Origin of the sequence: Methylobacterium sp. 190mf (genome assembly GCF_900107945.1) — a bacterium.
Classification (GTDB): Bacteria; Pseudomonadota; Alphaproteobacteria; order Rhizobiales; family Beijerinckiaceae; genus Methylobacterium.
In genome coordinates this window covers 136,943-152,165 of record NZ_FNVI01000009.1, presented here as the reverse complement: position 1 = coordinate 152,165, position 15,223 = coordinate 136,943, and the positions used below count along the sequence as shown (strand labels likewise).

Genomic DNA, 15,223 nt, shown 5'->3' with positions numbered 1-15,223 from the left:
TCAGATCCCCAGATAGGCGCGTCGGACGTGGTCGTTGTCGAGCAGGGCCGCGGACGCGTCGGCGAGGACGATCTCGCCGTTCTCCAGAACGTAGCCCCGGTCGGCCACCTGCAGCGTGTGGAACACGTTCTGCTCGACGATCAGGACGGTGGCGCCGGTCTTCACGATCCGGTCCACCACCGCGAAGACCTGCGCCACCACGATCGGGGCGAGGCCCAGCGAGGGCTCGTCGAACATCAGGAGCTTGGGACGGGCCATCATCCCGCGGGCGATGGCCACCATCTGCTGCTCGCCGCCCGAGAGGGAGCCGGCATTCTGGTCGAGGCGCTCGCGCACCCGCGGGAACAGGTCGAGCACGTCCGCGAGCGTCTCCGACTGGCGCTCGCGCGCCGCGCGGCGGTAGGCGCCCATCAGCAGGTTCTCCCGCACCGTCATCTCGGGGAAGAGCTGGCGCCCCTCCGGGATCAGGGTGACGCCGCGCGCCACCATCTCGTGGCCCGAGAGCCGGGTGACGTCCTCGTCCTCGAACAGGATCCGGCCGCGGGTGGGCTTCACCAGGCCCGCGATGGTCCGCAGCGTCGTCGTCTTGCCGGCCCCGTTCGCGCCGACGATCGTCACCACCTCGCCGGCGCGCACCTCGAGCGAGACGGCGTGCAGGATGCTGGTCGCGCCGTAACCGGCATCCACGCGCTCAAGCGTGAGCATGGGCGAACTCCTTGCCGAGATACGCCTCGATCACGGCTGCGTCGCGCACCACATCCTGCGGGCTGCCCTGGGCGATGATCTGCCCGGAACTCAGGACGATCACCCGGTCGGAGAGCGCCATCACCGCCTGCATGACGTGCTCGATCGCGATGATGCTGACGCCGGTGTCGCGGATCGACAGCATCAGGTCGATGGCGCGGCGCACGTCGGTCTGGTTGATGCCGGCCATGACCTCGTCGAGCAGCAGCACGCGCGGGCGCATCGCCATCACGCGGGCGACCTCGAGCCGCTTGAGGCCCCCGATGGTGAGGCCGCGCGCCTCGCTCCCGAGCCAGGGCGCGAGCCCCATCCGCTCGGCGGTCTCGCGCGCGACCGCCCGGGCCTCGCGGACGTCGCCGTGGCGGTGGAACGCGCCGACCATGATGTTCTCCTCGACCGTCATGGCCGCGAAGGGCTGCACGATCTGGAAGGTGCGGCCGACGCCGAGCGTCGCGAAATCCGACGGCCGGCCCGGCCGGTGCCACGTCCCGTCCGGCGCGCGGACGCTCACCGTGCCGGCATCGGGCTTGAGGAAGCCCGAGATCATGTTGAAGACGGTGGTCTTGCCCGCCCCGTTGGGGCCGATCAGGCCGAGGATCTCGCCCTCCCGGAGCGTGAAGCCGACATCGTTGGTGACGTGCAGGCCGCCGAAGCGCTTCTGCAGGCCCTCGACCCGGATCAGGTCCGCGCCGACCGGCGGCCGCTCCGGGGCCCGCGGAACGGCCGGAACCGACGCCGCCTGCGCGCCGCGGCCGCCAGCGCGGGCCCGCGCGAAGCGGGACACGAGGCCCATCAGCCCGTTGGGCAGGAACAGGACGACGAGCACCAGAACGAGGCCGTAGACGAGGCCGTGGAGCCCCAGGGCCTTGGCGCCGAGCCAGCCGCGGGCCAGCTCGGTGATCGGCACGAGGAGCAGCGCGCCGAGGAGCGGCCCGAACACCGTGCCGAGTCCGCCGATCAGCGCGAACATCGCGATCTGGATCGACAGGGTCAGCGAGAACATCGCCGCCGGCTCGATGAAGGTCAGGTACATGGCGTGGAAGGTACCGACCATCGCGGTGAGCCCCCCCGACACCGCCACGGCGACGAGCCGCACCCGCACCGTGCGCACGCCCGCGGCGCGCGCGGCCGATTCCCGCTCGCGGGTGGCGACGAGATAGAAGCCGATCCGGTGGCTGCGCATCCACCACGCGACCGCCAGGGTCAGCAGGAGGAGCCCGAAGGCGATGGCCAGCGGCGGCCAGCGATCCCGGAACACCATCCACGTCCAGCCGAACTTCAGCGGGATCATCAGACCGGTAGCGCCGCCGGTCAGGTCCCGGAAATGCAGCGCCAGGACGCGGAAGACTTCGAGGAAGGCGATGGTCGCCAGCGAGAAGAACGGCCCGTGCAGCCGGAAGCACGGGTAGCTGATCGCCAGCGCCACCAGCACGGCGAGGGCGGCGCCGGCCACCATGCCGATCCACGGGCTGATCCCGGCGCCGACGAGCAGCATCCCGCAATAGGCGCCGAGACCGTAGAAGATGCCGTGGCCGAGGGAGAGCTGGCCGGCGTAGCCGCCGACGATGTTCCAGGCGGTCGAGAGCGCGGCGAAGACGCAGATCGTGATGAAGACGTGGTAGATGAACGGGTTGCCGACCGCGACCGGCACCGCCACCAGGGCCGCGAGGACGAGCGCCAGCGCTGCCGCGCCCCGGCGCGGGAAGGCGGACGATGCGGCGGACTGTGCGGCGGACTGTGCGGCGGACGGTGCGGCTGTCGGGGCCGCGGACGGTGCTGCGGCGAGCGGGATATCGGTCATCGCGGGCTCCCTCACGGCGAGACGTGGGACAGCCGCAGCTGCCGCCCGAAGAGGCCCAAGGGCTTCAGGATCAGGATCGCCAGGAACACGCCGAAGACCGCGACCTCGCGCATGTCGGCGCCGACGTAGAAGCCCGTGACGCTGTCGATCAGGCCGATCAGGATCGCTCCGACGAAGGCGCCGCGGATGGAGCCGAGGCCGCCGAGCACGACGACCACGAAGGCGATCAGCACGAAGTAGGTGCCGCTGTTGGGCGAGGTCGGGTAGAGCGGCGCGATCAGCACCGCCGCCACCCCGACGCAGGCCGCGCCGATGCCGAAGGTCAGGGCGTAGATCCGGTCGACGTCGATGCCCATCAGCTCGGCCGCCGCGCGGTTCTGGGCGACCGCGCGGATCGCCCGGCCCGTGCGGGTGCGCGCCAGGAACATCTGGAGCCCCGCCACCAGCACGATCGCGGATCCGAGGATCACCACCTGCCCGAGCAGCACCCGGACCGGGCCGATCTCCAGCGGCTGGCGCAGGCCCGACGGCGGCGTGTTGGCGATGTCGGCCCCGAAGACGAGGAGGGCGAGGTTGATCAGCACCGTCGACAGGCCCACCGTGGCGAAGATCTGGATGTGATGGTCGCCAGCGGCGAGCAGGGGCTGGATCAGGAACCGCTGGGTGAGGGCGCCCAGCAGGAACAGGACCGGCACGACGAGGATCACCGCCGCGAAGGGGTGCAGCCCGAGCCCGGTCACCGCGAGATAGGTCAGGTACATCCCGACCATCAGGAACTCGCCGTGGGCGAAGTTCACGACCTTCACGATGCCGAAGATCAGGGTCAGCCCGACGCTGACGATCGCGAACAGGCCGCCGAGCATCACCCCGTTGGCGAGCACTTGGAGGAAGACGTCCATCCCCGATCTCCGTGGACCTGCGTGACGGCGGCGCTGTTACCTTCGGAGACCTGCGGTTACTTACGCATCTCCATGGGCGCGACGGCGGCGCTGTCGGGATAGACCGTGACGAGCTTGCCGCCCTGCCACTGCATGCCCATCATCGCGGCGCGCTCATTCTGGTTGTTCTTGCCGAACTTGAACCCGTAGCCGACCGCGGTGACGCCGTCCTTCACGTCGATGGCCTGGACGGCCTTGACGATGGTGTCGGGCTCGAAGCCCTTCGCCTTGCCGATGGCCTCGAGGATGAGCTTGGCGCCGACGTAGTTGTTCAGGGAGTGCCCGGAGCGCGGGGCGCTCCCGTACTTCTTCTGATAGGCCGCGACGAAGTTCTCGATACCGGGCGTGTACTTCGTGTTGACGAGGTACTGTGTGAAATCCGTGTCGAGCACGCCCTCCATGACCTTGTGGCCGACCGCGTCGGCGGTGGGCTGCATCGAGTAGCCGCCGCCGCCGCCGATGATGGCGCCCGGCTTGAAGCCCGCCTCGTTGGCCTGCTGCAGGAACAGCACGGAATCGTTTTGGTAGGACGTCTGGAGCAGGACGTCGATGCCGCGCCCCTTCAGGTCGAGGACGAGGGAGGACATGTCGACCGTCGAGGCGGGGTAGCCCTGCGCGGTCACGACGTTGAGCTTGGCCTGGGCGGCGAACTTCTTCTGGAAGCCCGCCACCGACGTGCCGTAGCTCGAATCCTCGTAGATGATGCCGACCTTCAGGTCCTCGGGCTTCTTGCCGAGCCCGGCGGCGACCTTGTTGACGATCATCTCCACCGCCAGCTTGGCCATGTCCTCGGCCGTCGGGTTGGTGCGGTAGAGATATTGCAGCCCGCGCCCGGTGACCTCCTCGGCCACCGCGCCGAGCTCGAAATACGGGATGCCGGACAGCTCGGCCACCTGGCTCGCGGCGATGGAGCGGGCGGACGAGTAGGAGCCGAAGATCGCCGCCACCTTCTCCAGGGAGATGAGGCGGCGTGCCTCGCCGATCGCCTGGTTGTTGTCGACGGCGTCGCCGCGGGCGAGCACCACCTTCTGCCCCTGGACGCCGCCGGCGGCGTTGATCTCGTCGACGGCGATCTCGACGCCCCGGGCGCTCTCCTCGCCGAGCAGGGCGAGCTGCCCGCTGAACGGGAAGAGCGCGCCGAATTTCACGTCGGCGGCTCGGGCCGTCGTCGGTCCCGCCGCCTGGGCCGCGGCGCCCAGCACGAGGGCGGCGGCGAGTGCACGCGCCAGAACTCTCATCGTTTCCTCCCGTGTCAGTCGTCGACCCGGCGCTTCGCGCGCCTTCCGGTCGGGTCAATCGTCGGCGTCAGTAGGCGAGGGCGTCCTTGCCCTCGAAGCTGGTGATCGGCGGGTAGGCGCGCTGGTCGGTGATCACGTCGATCACCGTCACGGCGCCGCCGGCGAGCGCGTCGCGCAGCGCCGGTGCGAGATCCTCGGGGCGCTCGACCCGCGTCCCGGCACAGCCGCAGGCCCGCGAGATGGCGGCGTGGTCGACCGCCTCGAAGTCGCAGACGTCGGTGAAGTCGCCGAACAGGCTCAGCTCCGCGTGCTTCTGGTAGCCGAGGATCTGGTTGTTCAGGACGACGACGATGACCGGCAGCCGCATGCGCCGCGCCGTCTCCAGCTCCGACCAGACGTGGCCGAAGCCGCCGTCGCCGGTCACGCAGATCACGGGCGCGTCCGGGCGGGCGGCCTTGGCGCCGAGGGCGAAGGGCAGGCCCCAGCCGAGGCCCGCGATGCCGCGCGGCGTCAGGAAGCGCTGGCCGGCCTTCCGCGCCGTCAGGAAGTTGGCGATCCAGATCGAGGCGTAGCTCGCGTCGGCGACGACGACGGTCTCGGCGGTCGTGACCGCGTCGATCTCCGCCATGATCCGCTCCGGCCGGATCGGCGCGGCCTCCATGTCGACGAGGCGGGCCATGTCGCCGGCCTGGGCCTCGCGGGCGCGGGCGATCGTGTCGGCGAGCGGCGCGCGGCGGCCCTCCAATCCCGCGAGGTCGCGCTGCCGGAGCGCCTCGGCGAGGGCGGCGAGGGTCAGCTTGGCGTCGCCGACGAGGCGCAGGGCCTCGTAGTTGCGGCCGACCTCGCCCCCGTCGACGTCGAGATGGATGAAGCGGGCGTCCGCCGGGTAGAGCGACCAGCTGTCAGTGCCGTTCTGGTTGGTGCGGTTGCCGACGAGGAGGACGACGTCGGCCTCCGTGACGAGGCTGCGCAGGTGGGACGAGCGCGCCCGCGGCGACATGAAGTACCCGACGACGCCGACGGAGAGCGGGTCGGTCTCGGCGACGGCCCCCTTGCCCATCACCGTGGTGGCGACCGGCAGTCCGAGACCCTGCAGGGCGGCGAGTTCCGGGTAGGCCCCGGAGGAATGGACGCCGCCGCCCGCGATCACGAGGGGACGCCGCGCGCCGGCGATCAGGTCCGCGGCCTCGGCGATCCGGGCCGGGTCGGCGACCGTGCGGTCGAGGGGGTAGGTGCCCAGGATCGCCGACCGGCGCGGCGCGGCGGCCTCGAAGTCCGGCCGCTCGTCGAGGAGGTCCAGGGGCACCAGCAGCACCGCCGGCCCGGGCCGCCCGGAGGCCGCGACCGCGAAGGCCATGTCGACGTAGTCGTCGATGCGCTCGGCGACCGCGACCCGGCGGACCCACTTGGCGACGCCCGCGAACAGGGCGAGGTGGTCCAGTTCCTGGAAGGCGTTCCGGTCGGTGAAGCGGCGGTGGACGTCCTGGACGATCGCCACGACCGGAATCGAGGCCTTCAGGGCTTCCGCGAGGCCCGGCACCAGCAGGCTCGCGGCGGGACCGTTCTGGGCCGCGACCACCGCGACCCGGCCGGAGATCCGCGCGTAGGCGTCGGCCATGGCGGCGCCCGCGTTCTCGGTGCGGTAGCCGATCTGGCGGATGCCGTGGTGCGGCGCGGCCAGGAACAGCGCCGAGGGGATGCTCTGGCCGAACACGTCGCGGACGCCGTGCCGGTGGAGCGCGGCCGCGAGGGCGTGGGCACCGGTCATGTTGGCGCGCTCGGACATCTCGGACATCAGCGGCTCCCGTGCGCGGCGTCGCCCATCGACAGGACGATCTTCCCGATATGCTGGCCCGCATCCATGCGGGCATGGGCCTCCGCGACCCGCTCGAACGGGAACACGGAATCGATCGGCGGCCGCGCGCGGCCCGCCGCGAGCAGCGGCAGGACGTGCTCGGCGAGGGCTTCGGCGAGGCGCGCCTTCAGGGCCACCGGCCGGGCGCGCAGCGTCGAGCCCGTGAGCGTCACCCGCTTCATCAGCAGCGGCTGGAAGTCGATCTCCGCCACGCGCGAGCCCTGCTGGAAGGCGATCTGCGCGATGCGCCCGTCGACCGCCACGGCATCGAGGTTGCGGGCGATGTAGGGGCCGCCGACCATGTCGAGGATCACGTCGGGCCCGCTCCCGCCGGTGGCGGCCTTGGCCGCGGCGACGAAATCCTCCCGCCGATAATCGATGGCCGCGTCCGCGCCGAGCGTCAGGCAGGCCGCGCATTTCTCGGGCGAGCCCGCGGTGACGATCACCCGGGCGCCCCGGGCCTTCGCCAGCAGGATCGCCGTGGTGCCGATACCCGAGGAGCCGCCGTGGATCAGGAGGCTCTCGCCCGCCTGCAGCCGGGCGCGCTCGAACACGTTGCTCCAGACGGTGAAGTAGGTCTCGGGGATCGCCCCCGCCTCGACCGCCGGGAGGCCCTCCGGCACGGGCAGAGCGACCGCCTCGTCGACGACGGCCCACTCGGCGTAGGCGCCGCTATGGACCAGCGCCATCACCCGGTCCCCGGTCCGGAAGCGGCCCGCGCCGGGCCCGAGCGCCTCGACGATCCCGGCGAGTTCGAGCCCGAGCACGTCCGAGGCGCCGGGGGGCGGCGGGTAGCGGCCCTCGCGCTGCATCACGTCCGGACGGTTGATGCCCGCGGCCTCGACGCGCACGAGCACCTGGCCCTGTCCCGGCTCCGGGCGCGGACGCTCGACGATCCGGAGGACCTCGGGACCGCCCTGTCCGTCGGCGATCACGGCTCGCATGCCCATGCTCATCGCTCCGTTTCCCGGCTCGCCGCCGCTTCCGGGAGAAGCAGCACCTTCATGGCCTGCCGGCTGCGCGCCAGCTCGAACGCCGCCCCGGCTTCCGCGAGGGGGCGGCGGTGGGTGATCAGCGCCGCCAGCGTCCCGGCATGCGCCGCGAGGAGCGCGAGCGCGGCGTCGAAGGCGCGGGCCGTCGTGTCGTGGGCCGCGCGCAGCTGCTGCTTGCTGCGCACGAAACCCGTCAGGTCGAGGTCGAGGGAGCCGGAATGGATGCCGGCCACCACCATCACGCCGCCCGAGCGCAGGACGGCCAACCCGTCACTGACCGACCGGGCGGAACCGGTCGCCTCGACCACCCGGTCGGCCTCCCCGTCGAAGGTGCGCCGGACGGCGTCGTCCAGGCCGATGTCGGCGAGATCGACCGTGTGGCGGATGCCGATCCGCCGGGCGAGGTCGAGGCGCGCGGCGTCGTCGAGCCCGGCGAGCAGCACGTCCGCGCCCCGCTGCTGTGCCACGAAGGCGATGCAGAGGCCGATCGGGCCCGGCCCGAGCACCGCCACGCGGTCGCCGGGACCGACCTCCGCGACATCCACCGCGTTGACCGCGACCGCAAGCGGCTCCGCCAGGGCCGCGACGGTCAGCGGCAACCCGTCCGGCAGGCGGCGGCAATTGTCGGCCGGGACGACGACCTGCTCGGCGAAGGCCCCGTCGGCGTGCAGGCCGACGATGCGGCGGCCCTGGCAATCCTGCGGCCGCGCGGCGGCGCAGGCCGCGCAGGCGCCGCACGGCACCGTCGGCCAGCAGGTGACTCGGTCGCCGACCGCGAGCGCGGTCACGCCGTCCCCCACCGCCCGGACCGTCCCGGAGAACTCGTGACCGAGAGTGACCGGCATGAACGCGGTCATGAACCCGTAGCCCGGGGTCCACTCGAAGGCGTGGATGTCGCTGCCGCAGATGCCGGCCGCGGCGACCGCGACGGTGACGCGTCCCGTGCCCGGGGCAGCGGGCGCATCGACGTGGACGAGGTCCGCCCCGAAGGCGGCGGTCGCCTTGCGTAACGCAAGCATTTCCGTCCCCTGTCTCCCGCCGAGCCTGCCGGCCCGGCGGCCTGCCTCGCGGCACGTGCCGTCGACGCTAGGCGTAATTTGTTATAACAAACATCGGACGAAGGGGAGGAATATGTCAAGCGCTTCGGCGTCCGAACCGGAAACAGGCGATATCGTGCCGGACTGGGTCCGTCCGATCGTCAAGGAGAGCCTGAGCGAGCGGGCCTACCGCGAGCTGCGCGTCGCGCTGATGCGCGGGCAGTTGCGACCCGACACGCGCCTGCGGCTCCGGCCGATGTCGGCCCGGTTCGGCATCAGCGCGACCCCCATGCGCGAGGCCCTTCTCAGGCTCGTCGCCGAGAAGGCCCTCGCCCTCGACGCGCGCGGCAGCGTCGTCGTGCCCCGCCTGACCCTGGATCAGCTCCTGGAGATCCGGGCGATCCGCACCGATCTCGAGGGGCGTGCCGCCGCCGCTGGGGCAGCCAGCCGCGCGGCCGAGGTCGACGACCTCGAGGCGATCCACGCGCAGATCTCGCACTGTCACGCGAGCCGCGACTTCGCGCGGGCGGTGAACCTCAACACCGAGTTTCACCTGACGCTGTGCAGGCTCGGACAGATGCCGATCCTGTACGAGATCGTGGAGTTGCTGTGGGTGCGCTGCGGCCCGATCCTGTCGCACCTCTACGATGACGGCGTCCCCGACTGGGAGCCGCACCCCCATCGCCGCATCATCGACGCCCTGCGCCGCGGTGACCCGGAGGCGGCCCGGGATGCCGTGCGCGAGGACATCGAGCGCGGCGGGAGCGGCCTGTTCGCGCATGTCCGCGCGGCCGCCACAGGGTGATGACCGGCTCGCGGAGAGTCCATGAGCGATCGATCGATGGCCGAAGCAACGAGCCGACCTCGGCGGCCACGGCCCCAAAGGCGCCGGCGTCGATTGGCCCGCGGTTGCGGAACGCCGGAGCTCGATTATCGTGCGCCCATGCGCGCCGATCTCGCCGTCCTCGCTCTGGTCTTCGCCGCCACGGGCGCGCGCGCCCAGCAGCAGCTTCCGACCGTCCCGGAATTGCTGACGGCCGAGGCGAACGCCGCACGCGCCTGCGAGAGCACCGGCGATCCCGCCATCACGCGTGAGCAGTGTCGGCTGCGCGATCGGCTGAGCGGACGCTTGGCGCAGGCGGGCTATTGCTGGGGCCGCAAGGGGCAGGCGGACGAGAAGAAGGAATGGCACGCCTGCCAGCCGGACTCGATCTACGAGGATGATATCGAGGCCGTGCAGCGCTGAGCGGCAGGCTTCGTCGTCGAACGCGGCCCGCCACCCGAAGGTCTGTACACCGGGCTACAGCAGGACACCGTTCCGCAGAATCGACGGCGCTGTGCGCGAGTCGTAGCTGTGGTGCTGCGCGGCGTTCACGGAGCCGCCGGCATCGAACTGGACGCATCACCTGAACGCCCGCGTTTCAACGTCCATCCGAGGAACAGAATTAACATTGCTCGCACGATCGAACCGATGAACAAATCTTGATCTCAATAAACTGTCGTTTTTCTCAAAAAACCAGATCCTACGGCGTGAAATTTTCACGGTATCGCCGTCTCGAAGGACATGAAAATTCTTGAAACGCTCATGCGGAGTGTTAGACCGCCATCGTCGCTCGAGACTCCGACTACGATACGGTCGCCATCGATGATTCACACGATCAAAGGTAGGCTTTTCGCGCTTCTCGGGGTGCTGGGTACACTCCTCGTAGGATCAGCAGCGCTCAGCAATTACGCGCTCTACAGAGATTTCCGGGGCCTCGAATCGATCTACGCTGACAGGGTCATGCCGCTCAGCCAGTTCGGCGCGATGCGCGATGCCTTCGATGCCATGCTGACCGCGACGCGGGATTTCGAGTTCCACGCGATTCAGGCGTCCGAAGCCGTGACGATCCTCGATCGCCAGCTGGCACGGGCGAAGGAAGCCTGGTCCGCCTACCTGACCACGTACCTCACGCCCGAGGAGGCACAGCTCGTCGCGAGCCTGACGACGCGATTCGATCGGGACGTGGCGATCGTCACCGACCTCGTCCGCGCCTTGACGAAGGGGGACCTCGACGCTGTGACCGCGACCCGGATCGATCTGCTCCGCGCGATGGGTCCGACGACGGCGGCCATCGGCGAGTTGTCCGACCTGCAGGTCCGCGAGGCCCGCGCCGAGTTCGAACGCGCGGACGCGATGGCGCGGCGCCTGCGAATCCTGCTCTTCGCGACACTCGCCGGGGCCGCGCTCGCGGTCGGGTACGGCATCCGCGTGATCCTCGTCCAAGTCACCCGCCCGATCGCGCGGACCACGGCAACGATGACCCGTCTCGCCGCGGGCGACCTCGACGTGCGGATCGACGGTGCGGACCGCGGCGACGAGATCGGCGCGATGCTCAAGGCTGTCCAGGTCTTCAAGGACGCGCTCGTCGCGAAGCGCGCGACGGATGCCGCCGCCGCCAACGAGGCGGCCGCGAAGGCGCGCCGCGCCGAGACGTTGGACAGCGCCACCGCGGCGTTCCGTGCCCGGATGGATCGCCTGACCGAGGCGCTGTCCGCCAGCGCCTCGTCCATGGAAGCCGCCGCCGCGACGATGGACCGGAGCGCCGGCGAGACCGCGACGCAGCTGCTCCAGGTGTCCTCGGCGGCCGAGCAGACAGCGGTCAACGTTCAGACCGTCGCGGCGGCCGGCGAGGAACTGGCCACGTCGATCGGGTCCATCAACGGCCAGATCACGCGCTCCTCGGACATGGCCCGGCGCGCGGCCACTGAGGCGTCGAGACGAACACCCTCGTGATGAGCCTCGCCGACGGCGCCGAGCGGATCGGGACCGTGGTCAGCCTGATCGCCGGGATCGCCGCGCAGACGAACCTGCTCGCGCTGAATGCCACCATCGAGGCGGCCCGCGCCGGGGAGGCGGGACGCGGCTTCGCCGTCGTCGCCACCGAGGTCAAGGCGCTGGCGGCGCAGACCGTCCGGGCGACCGAGACGATCTCCGAACAGGTCGCGACCATTCAGAAGGAGACCCACCGCGCGGTCGACGTCATCCAGGCGATCACCGCCGCTGTCCTGGACCTTCGGACCATCGCCACGGGCGTCGCGGCCGCGATGGAGGAGCAGGAGGCGGTGACGCAGGAGATCGTGCGGAACGTCAGCCAGGCCGCCGACGGCACCCAGGCGGTCACGGTCACGATCGGGCGCATCACGCAGGCCGCGGGCGAGACCGGCCGGACCGCGGCCGCGGCCCTGGACGCGGCCACCGCCCTGTCGCGACAGTCGGAGACCCTGAACGCGGCGGTCGCGGAGTACCTGGCAGCGGTGCGGGCCGCCTGAGGCGACACGCTCAGCGGCCGGGCGATCCGGGGAGCGGTGGCAGCCGCATCAGGGGCTCGCCGACCCGCAGGATCGATCCGACGGCGAGCCCGGGGCAGAGCGTGAAGCCCGGAGGCGTCAGCACCACGATGGTGGAGCCGTGCTCGAACCAGCCCATCTCGGCGCCCTTCGCGAGGCGCGCCGCGGTGGGCAGGGTCCGTCCGCCCGTCTCGCGCAGGGCGAGACCCTCGGGCAGGAAGCCGAGCCGCAGCCCGGCAACGAGGATGGCCGCCACCGGCACCAGCGTCACCGCGTGGCCGCCCTCCGCGAGGCGCAGGCGCAGGACGGCGCGCTCGTTCCGGCAGAACAGCGCCTCGACGCGTTTCAGGGCGATCGGATTCACGTTCCAGGTGTCGCCCCAGATATGGCGCACCGACTCGACCCGCAGGTCGTGCGGCGCGTGGAATCGGTGATACATCCCGGCCGTCAGGCGCAGGGTGGCGTAGCTGCCGCCCTCGTGGGCGCGCGCCAGCGCGACATCCCCGCCGAGCAGGTCGGCGAGCGGGTAGGACAGGCCCTTGATCTGGAACAGGCGTCCGGCCTCGATGCGCCCATGGGCCCCGAGGATCGCGTCGCTGGGGCTCGTGAGCACGGCCGGATCGGCCGCGATCGGCCGGGCACCGGGGCGCAGGGCCCGCACGAAGGCGGCGTGGAGGCTGGGGAAGTGCGTCTCCCGCGCGTCGCGGAGGTCGACGTCGCAGAACAGCCGCCAGGTCGATATCGAGAGGTCGCGGATCAGCGGCTGCTCGATCCGGCTGAACCAGCCCATGAAGCGGGTGGCGAGACGGCGCGGCAGGCGGTTCGTCAGCAGGAAGTTGAGATCCTCCTGCGCCCCGACACGCGCCAGAACCGTCCGCAGCCGGGATCCGGAAACCGTCATCATGCCGTGAACCGCCTCCGGTAGGGCGCGGGGCGATGTCCGCGCTCCTCGTCACCCTGTCCGCCACCACCGTCGCCGCGGTGCTCGCCCTGCCGCGGGCGGCCGAGCGCCTGCAGCTCTCCCGGGCGAAGCATCGCTCGCTCACCGGCCACGCCCGCATGGCCCGGCGCGTCGCCGGGCTGATCCCGAACTACGCCTACTCGGAGCGCGCCTTCTTCCGGTCGGACGATCCGGACGAGGCGGTGGCGCGCCGGCGCGAGGCCGGCTTCGCGCGGCTCTCCGACCTGTTCCGGGCGCGCTTCGCCCGGACACGCGCCGAGACCGAGGCGGTCCGCGACGGGCTCTCGGATCTCCAGTTCACCGGGCTCTACCGGGTGCCGTTCCAGTACGCCCGGCACGTGCGCGCCCATCTCGGCACCGGCGCCTTCGCGGCCGCCGCCGCCGGCGTCACCGTCACGGACCTCGACGGCAACGTCTTCTACGACCTCGCCGGCTCCTACGGCGTGAACCTGTTCGGCGTCGATTTCTATCGGGCCTGCCTGGAGGAGGGCGCGGCGCGGGTCTCGGCCCTCGGTCCCGTGCTCGGGCCGCTCCACCCGGTCGTCACCGGCAACGTCGCGCGGCTGAAGGCGATCTCGGGCCTCGACGAGGTCTCGTTCCACATGTCCGGGACCGAGGCGGTGATGCAGGCCGTGCGGCTCGCCCGCTACCACACCGGCCGCCGCCGGATCGTCCGCCTGTGCGGCGCCTATCACGGCTGGTGGGGCGAGGTGCAGCCGGGCATCGGCAACCCGGTCCCGACCCGCGACACGCTCACCCTGGCCGACATGTCCGAACGGACGCTGCGGGTGCTCGCCGGCCGCCGCGACGTCGCCTGCGTCCTGGTCAACCCGCTCCAGGCGATGCACCCGAATGCCGGCGCGCCGGCCGATTCCGCGCTGGTCGACAGCGGCCGCAGGGCGTCCTTCGACCGCGCCGCCTACACCAAGTGGCTCCACGACCTCCGGGCGGTGTGCAGTGCCCGCGGCATCGTGCTGATCCTCGACGAGGTCTTCCTCGGCTTCCGGCTCGCCCGCGGCGGCGCGCAGGCGTATTTCGGCCTGCGCGCCGACATGGTCACCTACGGCAAGACCCTGGGGGGCGGCCTGCCGGTCGGCGTCCTCTGCGGGCGCGCCGACCTGATGCGCCGGTACAGGGAGGACCGGCCCGTCGACATCTGCTTCGCGCGGGGCACCTTCAACGCCCATCCCTACGTGATGGGAGCGATGGGCGCGTTCCTCGACCGGCTGGACAGCCCGGCGGTGGCCGCACTCTACGCCGACCTCGACGCGACCTGGGACGCGCGCGCACGTCACCTGAACGCCCGGCTGGCGGAGGCCGGCCTGCCGGTGCGGGTCGCCAACATGTCGACGGTGTGGACGGTCCTGTACACCGAGCCGTCGCGCTACAACTGGATGCTGCAATTCTACCTGCGCGCCGAGGGGCTGGCCCTGTCGTGGGTCGGGACCGGCCGGATGATCTTCAGCCTCGCGTACGACGACGCGGCCTTCGAGGCCGTGGCGACGCGCTTCGAGGCGGCGGCGCGGGCCATGCGGGCGGACGGCTGGTGGGACGGCGGCGCGCCGAGCGACAGGGCGATCCGCCGGTCGATCCTGCGGGAGGTCGCGGCCATCCGTCTGGGCGGCCTCGGGGCCCGCCTGGGCCTGCGGGCACCGGATCAGGGTTGATCCGGCGCGCCGGGGAACGGGCCCGGCGCGCGCCCCCCGCTCAGGCGCCGCGCTCGTGCGGCTCCCGCTCCTCGACCAGCTCGCCGTGCAGCAGGGCCAGCGGCGCCTTGTGGTAGAGCTTGATGTCGTGGAACGGGTCGGTGAGGATCTTGGTCACCCAGACGAGGCCGGTCTGGACGTCGCGCTGGACGAAGAGCTGCACCATCCGGAACAGCAGGCCGGCGAGCGCCAGCCACAGCCAGATCCAGCCGACGTTGCGGATCAGGTCCGCGGTGCTCTGGTGCGGCGCGATCAGGCCGAACAGGCTCGGGTCGAAGTAGAGCGGCAGGGGCGACAGGGCCCAGATCGCCAGGAGCACGACCTTCCGCTGCAGGTTGTAGCCGACCTTGATCTCCTCCTTGTGCTCGTGGGTCGCGTCGTTGACGTGGTCGTAGCCCTTGGGCTCGAAGAACAGGTGGCCGGCCTGCCGCGAGGTCATCGCCACCAGCCAGCCGATCAGGGCCGCCGTGGCCGGATCCCTGAACGCCAGGGCGTAGGCGACCAGGAAGCTGATCGCGCTCACCACGTGCAAGCTCTGATTGACGCGGTTGTGGTGATAGTAGCGGTGGTCGTCCCAGCGCTGAACGCGCAGTGCCTCCCGAAAACTCGCCATGATGTGGG

Annotated in this window: 14 protein-coding genes; 5 read left to right on the top strand and 9 right to left on the bottom strand. The window is 71.4% G+C overall.

The features are described 5' to 3' along the window. The 7 genes from C4T42_RS13005 to C4T42_RS12975 all read right to left on the bottom strand — a co-directional run bounded on the left by C4T42_RS13005 (position 1) and on the right by C4T42_RS12975 (position 8,587). Positions 1–705, bottom strand: coding sequence for an ABC transporter ATP-binding protein (locus tag C4T42_RS13005; RefSeq protein ID WP_020091696.1), 705 nt, complete (start codon positions 703–705; stop codon positions 1–3). Continuing rightward, positions 692–2,545, bottom strand: a complete 1,854-nt coding sequence (locus C4T42_RS13000; protein ID WP_103985198.1) for a branched-chain amino acid ABC transporter ATP-binding protein/permease — start codon at positions 2,543–2,545, stop codon at positions 692–694. The genes C4T42_RS13005 and C4T42_RS13000 overlap by 14 nt, the downstream gene beginning before the upstream one ends. Positions 2,546–2,556: 11 nt before the next feature. Beyond that, positions 2,557–3,444: a branched-chain amino acid ABC transporter permease gene (locus tag C4T42_RS12995; protein ID WP_103985197.1), complete on the bottom strand. Its 888-nt coding sequence runs from the start codon at positions 3,442–3,444 to the stop codon at positions 2,557–2,559. Between the two features lie 56 nt (positions 3,445–3,500). Beyond that, positions 3,501–4,721 (bottom strand): ABC transporter substrate-binding protein, encoded by a 1,221-nt coding sequence (locus tag C4T42_RS12990; protein WP_020091699.1) that lies wholly within the window; start codon positions 4,719–4,721, stop codon positions 3,501–3,503. 67 nt (positions 4,722–4,788) lie between these two features. Continuing rightward, complete coding sequence (locus tag C4T42_RS12985) at positions 4,789–6,516, bottom strand: acetolactate synthase catalytic subunit (protein ID WP_020091700.1); 1,728 nt, start codon at positions 6,514–6,516, stop codon at positions 4,789–4,791. After that, positions 6,516–7,532, bottom strand: coding sequence for an NAD(P)H-quinone oxidoreductase (locus C4T42_RS12980; RefSeq protein ID WP_026604718.1), 1,017 nt, complete (start codon positions 7,530–7,532; stop codon positions 6,516–6,518). The genes C4T42_RS12985 and C4T42_RS12980 overlap by 1 nt, the downstream gene beginning before the upstream one ends. After that, positions 7,529–8,587, bottom strand: coding sequence for an alcohol dehydrogenase catalytic domain-containing protein (locus tag C4T42_RS12975; RefSeq protein ID WP_020091702.1), 1,059 nt, complete (start codon positions 8,585–8,587; stop codon positions 7,529–7,531). The genes C4T42_RS12980 and C4T42_RS12975 overlap by 4 nt, the downstream gene beginning before the upstream one ends. A gap of 112 nt (positions 8,588–8,699) precedes the next feature. On the opposite strand from C4T42_RS12975, the gene C4T42_RS12970 reads away from it, so the two are divergent. The 4 genes from C4T42_RS12970 to C4T42_RS32415 all read left to right on the top strand — a co-directional run bounded on the left by C4T42_RS12970 (position 8,700) and on the right by C4T42_RS32415 (position 11,917). Beyond that, positions 8,700–9,410: a GntR family transcriptional regulator gene (locus C4T42_RS12970; RefSeq protein ID WP_026604719.1), complete on the top strand. Its 711-nt coding sequence runs from the start codon at positions 8,700–8,702 to the stop codon at positions 9,408–9,410. A 138-nt stretch (positions 9,411–9,548) separates the two neighbouring features. Continuing rightward, complete coding sequence (locus C4T42_RS12965) at positions 9,549–9,851, top strand: hypothetical protein (protein ID WP_020091704.1); 303 nt, start codon at positions 9,549–9,551, stop codon at positions 9,849–9,851. Between the two features lie 399 nt (positions 9,852–10,250). Next, the gene (locus C4T42_RS12960) at positions 10,251–11,381 is read left to right on the top strand and encodes a Tar ligand binding domain-containing protein (protein ID WP_244603201.1); all 1,131 of its coding nucleotides are present in this window, start codon (positions 10,251–10,253) and stop codon (positions 11,379–11,381) included. Continuing rightward, the gene (locus C4T42_RS32415; protein WP_020091706.1) at positions 11,381–11,917 is read left to right on the top strand and encodes a methyl-accepting chemotaxis protein; all 537 of its coding nucleotides are present in this window, start codon (positions 11,381–11,383) and stop codon (positions 11,915–11,917) included. Before C4T42_RS12960 ends, C4T42_RS32415 begins: the two co-directional genes overlap by 1 nt. A 10-nt stretch (positions 11,918–11,927) precedes the next feature. On the opposite strand, the gene asd is transcribed toward C4T42_RS32415, so the two are convergent. Beyond that, positions 11,928–12,839: an archaetidylserine decarboxylase gene (gene asd, locus C4T42_RS12955; RefSeq protein WP_020091707.1), complete on the bottom strand. Its 912-nt coding sequence runs from the start codon at positions 12,837–12,839 to the stop codon at positions 11,928–11,930. 32 nt (positions 12,840–12,871) lie between these two features. On the opposite strand from asd, the gene C4T42_RS12950 reads away from it, so the two are divergent. After that, positions 12,872–14,563, top strand: a complete 1,692-nt coding sequence (locus C4T42_RS12950; RefSeq protein ID WP_020091708.1) for an aminotransferase class III-fold pyridoxal phosphate-dependent enzyme — start codon at positions 12,872–12,874, stop codon at positions 14,561–14,563. Positions 14,564–14,603: 40 nt separating this feature from the next. Here the strand turns inward: C4T42_RS12950 and C4T42_RS12945 are convergent, their stop codons facing one another. Continuing rightward, positions 14,604–15,215, bottom strand: coding sequence for a membrane protein (locus C4T42_RS12945; protein ID WP_020091709.1), 612 nt, complete (start codon positions 15,213–15,215; stop codon positions 14,604–14,606). Positions 15,216–15,223: the final 8 nt, after the last annotated feature.

Excerpts from the sequence above, each read along its gene's own strand:
- C4T42_RS12995 (WP_103985197.1), bottom strand. The coding sequence starts at position 3,444 with ATGGACGTCTTCCTCCAAGTGCTCGCCAACGGGGTGATGCTCGGCGGC.
- C4T42_RS12980 (WP_026604718.1), bottom strand. The coding sequence starts at position 7,532 with ATGAGCATGGGCATGCGAGCCGTGATCGCCGACGGACAGGGCGGTCCC.
- C4T42_RS12965 (WP_020091704.1), top strand. The coding sequence starts at position 9,549 with ATGCGCGCCGATCTCGCCGTCCTCGCTCTGGTCTTCGCCGCCACGGGC.
- C4T42_RS12985 (WP_020091700.1), bottom strand. The coding sequence starts at position 6,516 with ATGTCCGAGATGTCCGAGCGCGCCAACATGACCGGTGCCCACGCCCTC.
- C4T42_RS12945 (WP_020091709.1), bottom strand. The coding sequence starts at position 15,215 with ATGGCGAGTTTTCGGGAGGCACTGCGCGTTCAGCGCTGGGACGACCAC.
- asd (WP_020091707.1), bottom strand. The coding sequence starts at position 12,839 with ATGATGACGGTTTCCGGATCCCGGCTGCGGACGGTTCTGGCGCGTGTC.
- C4T42_RS12960 (WP_244603201.1), top strand. The coding sequence starts at position 10,251 with ATGATTCACACGATCAAAGGTAGGCTTTTCGCGCTTCTCGGGGTGCTG.
- C4T42_RS12975 (WP_020091702.1), bottom strand. The coding sequence starts at position 8,587 with ATGCTTGCGTTACGCAAGGCGACCGCCGCCTTCGGGGCGGACCTCGTC.
- C4T42_RS32415 (WP_020091706.1), top strand. The coding sequence starts at position 11,381 with ATGAGCCTCGCCGACGGCGCCGAGCGGATCGGGACCGTGGTCAGCCTG.
- C4T42_RS12970 (WP_026604719.1), top strand. The coding sequence starts at position 8,700 with ATGTCAAGCGCTTCGGCGTCCGAACCGGAAACAGGCGATATCGTGCCG.
- C4T42_RS12990 (WP_020091699.1), bottom strand. The coding sequence starts at position 4,721 with ATGAGAGTTCTGGCGCGTGCACTCGCCGCCGCCCTCGTGCTGGGCGCC.
- C4T42_RS12950 (WP_020091708.1), top strand. The coding sequence starts at position 12,872 with ATGTCCGCGCTCCTCGTCACCCTGTCCGCCACCACCGTCGCCGCGGTG.
- C4T42_RS13005 (WP_020091696.1), bottom strand. The coding sequence starts at position 705 with ATGCTCACGCTTGAGCGCGTGGATGCCGGTTACGGCGCGACCAGCATC.
- C4T42_RS13000 (WP_103985198.1), bottom strand. The coding sequence starts at position 2,545 with ATGACCGATATCCCGCTCGCCGCAGCACCGTCCGCGGCCCCGACAGCC.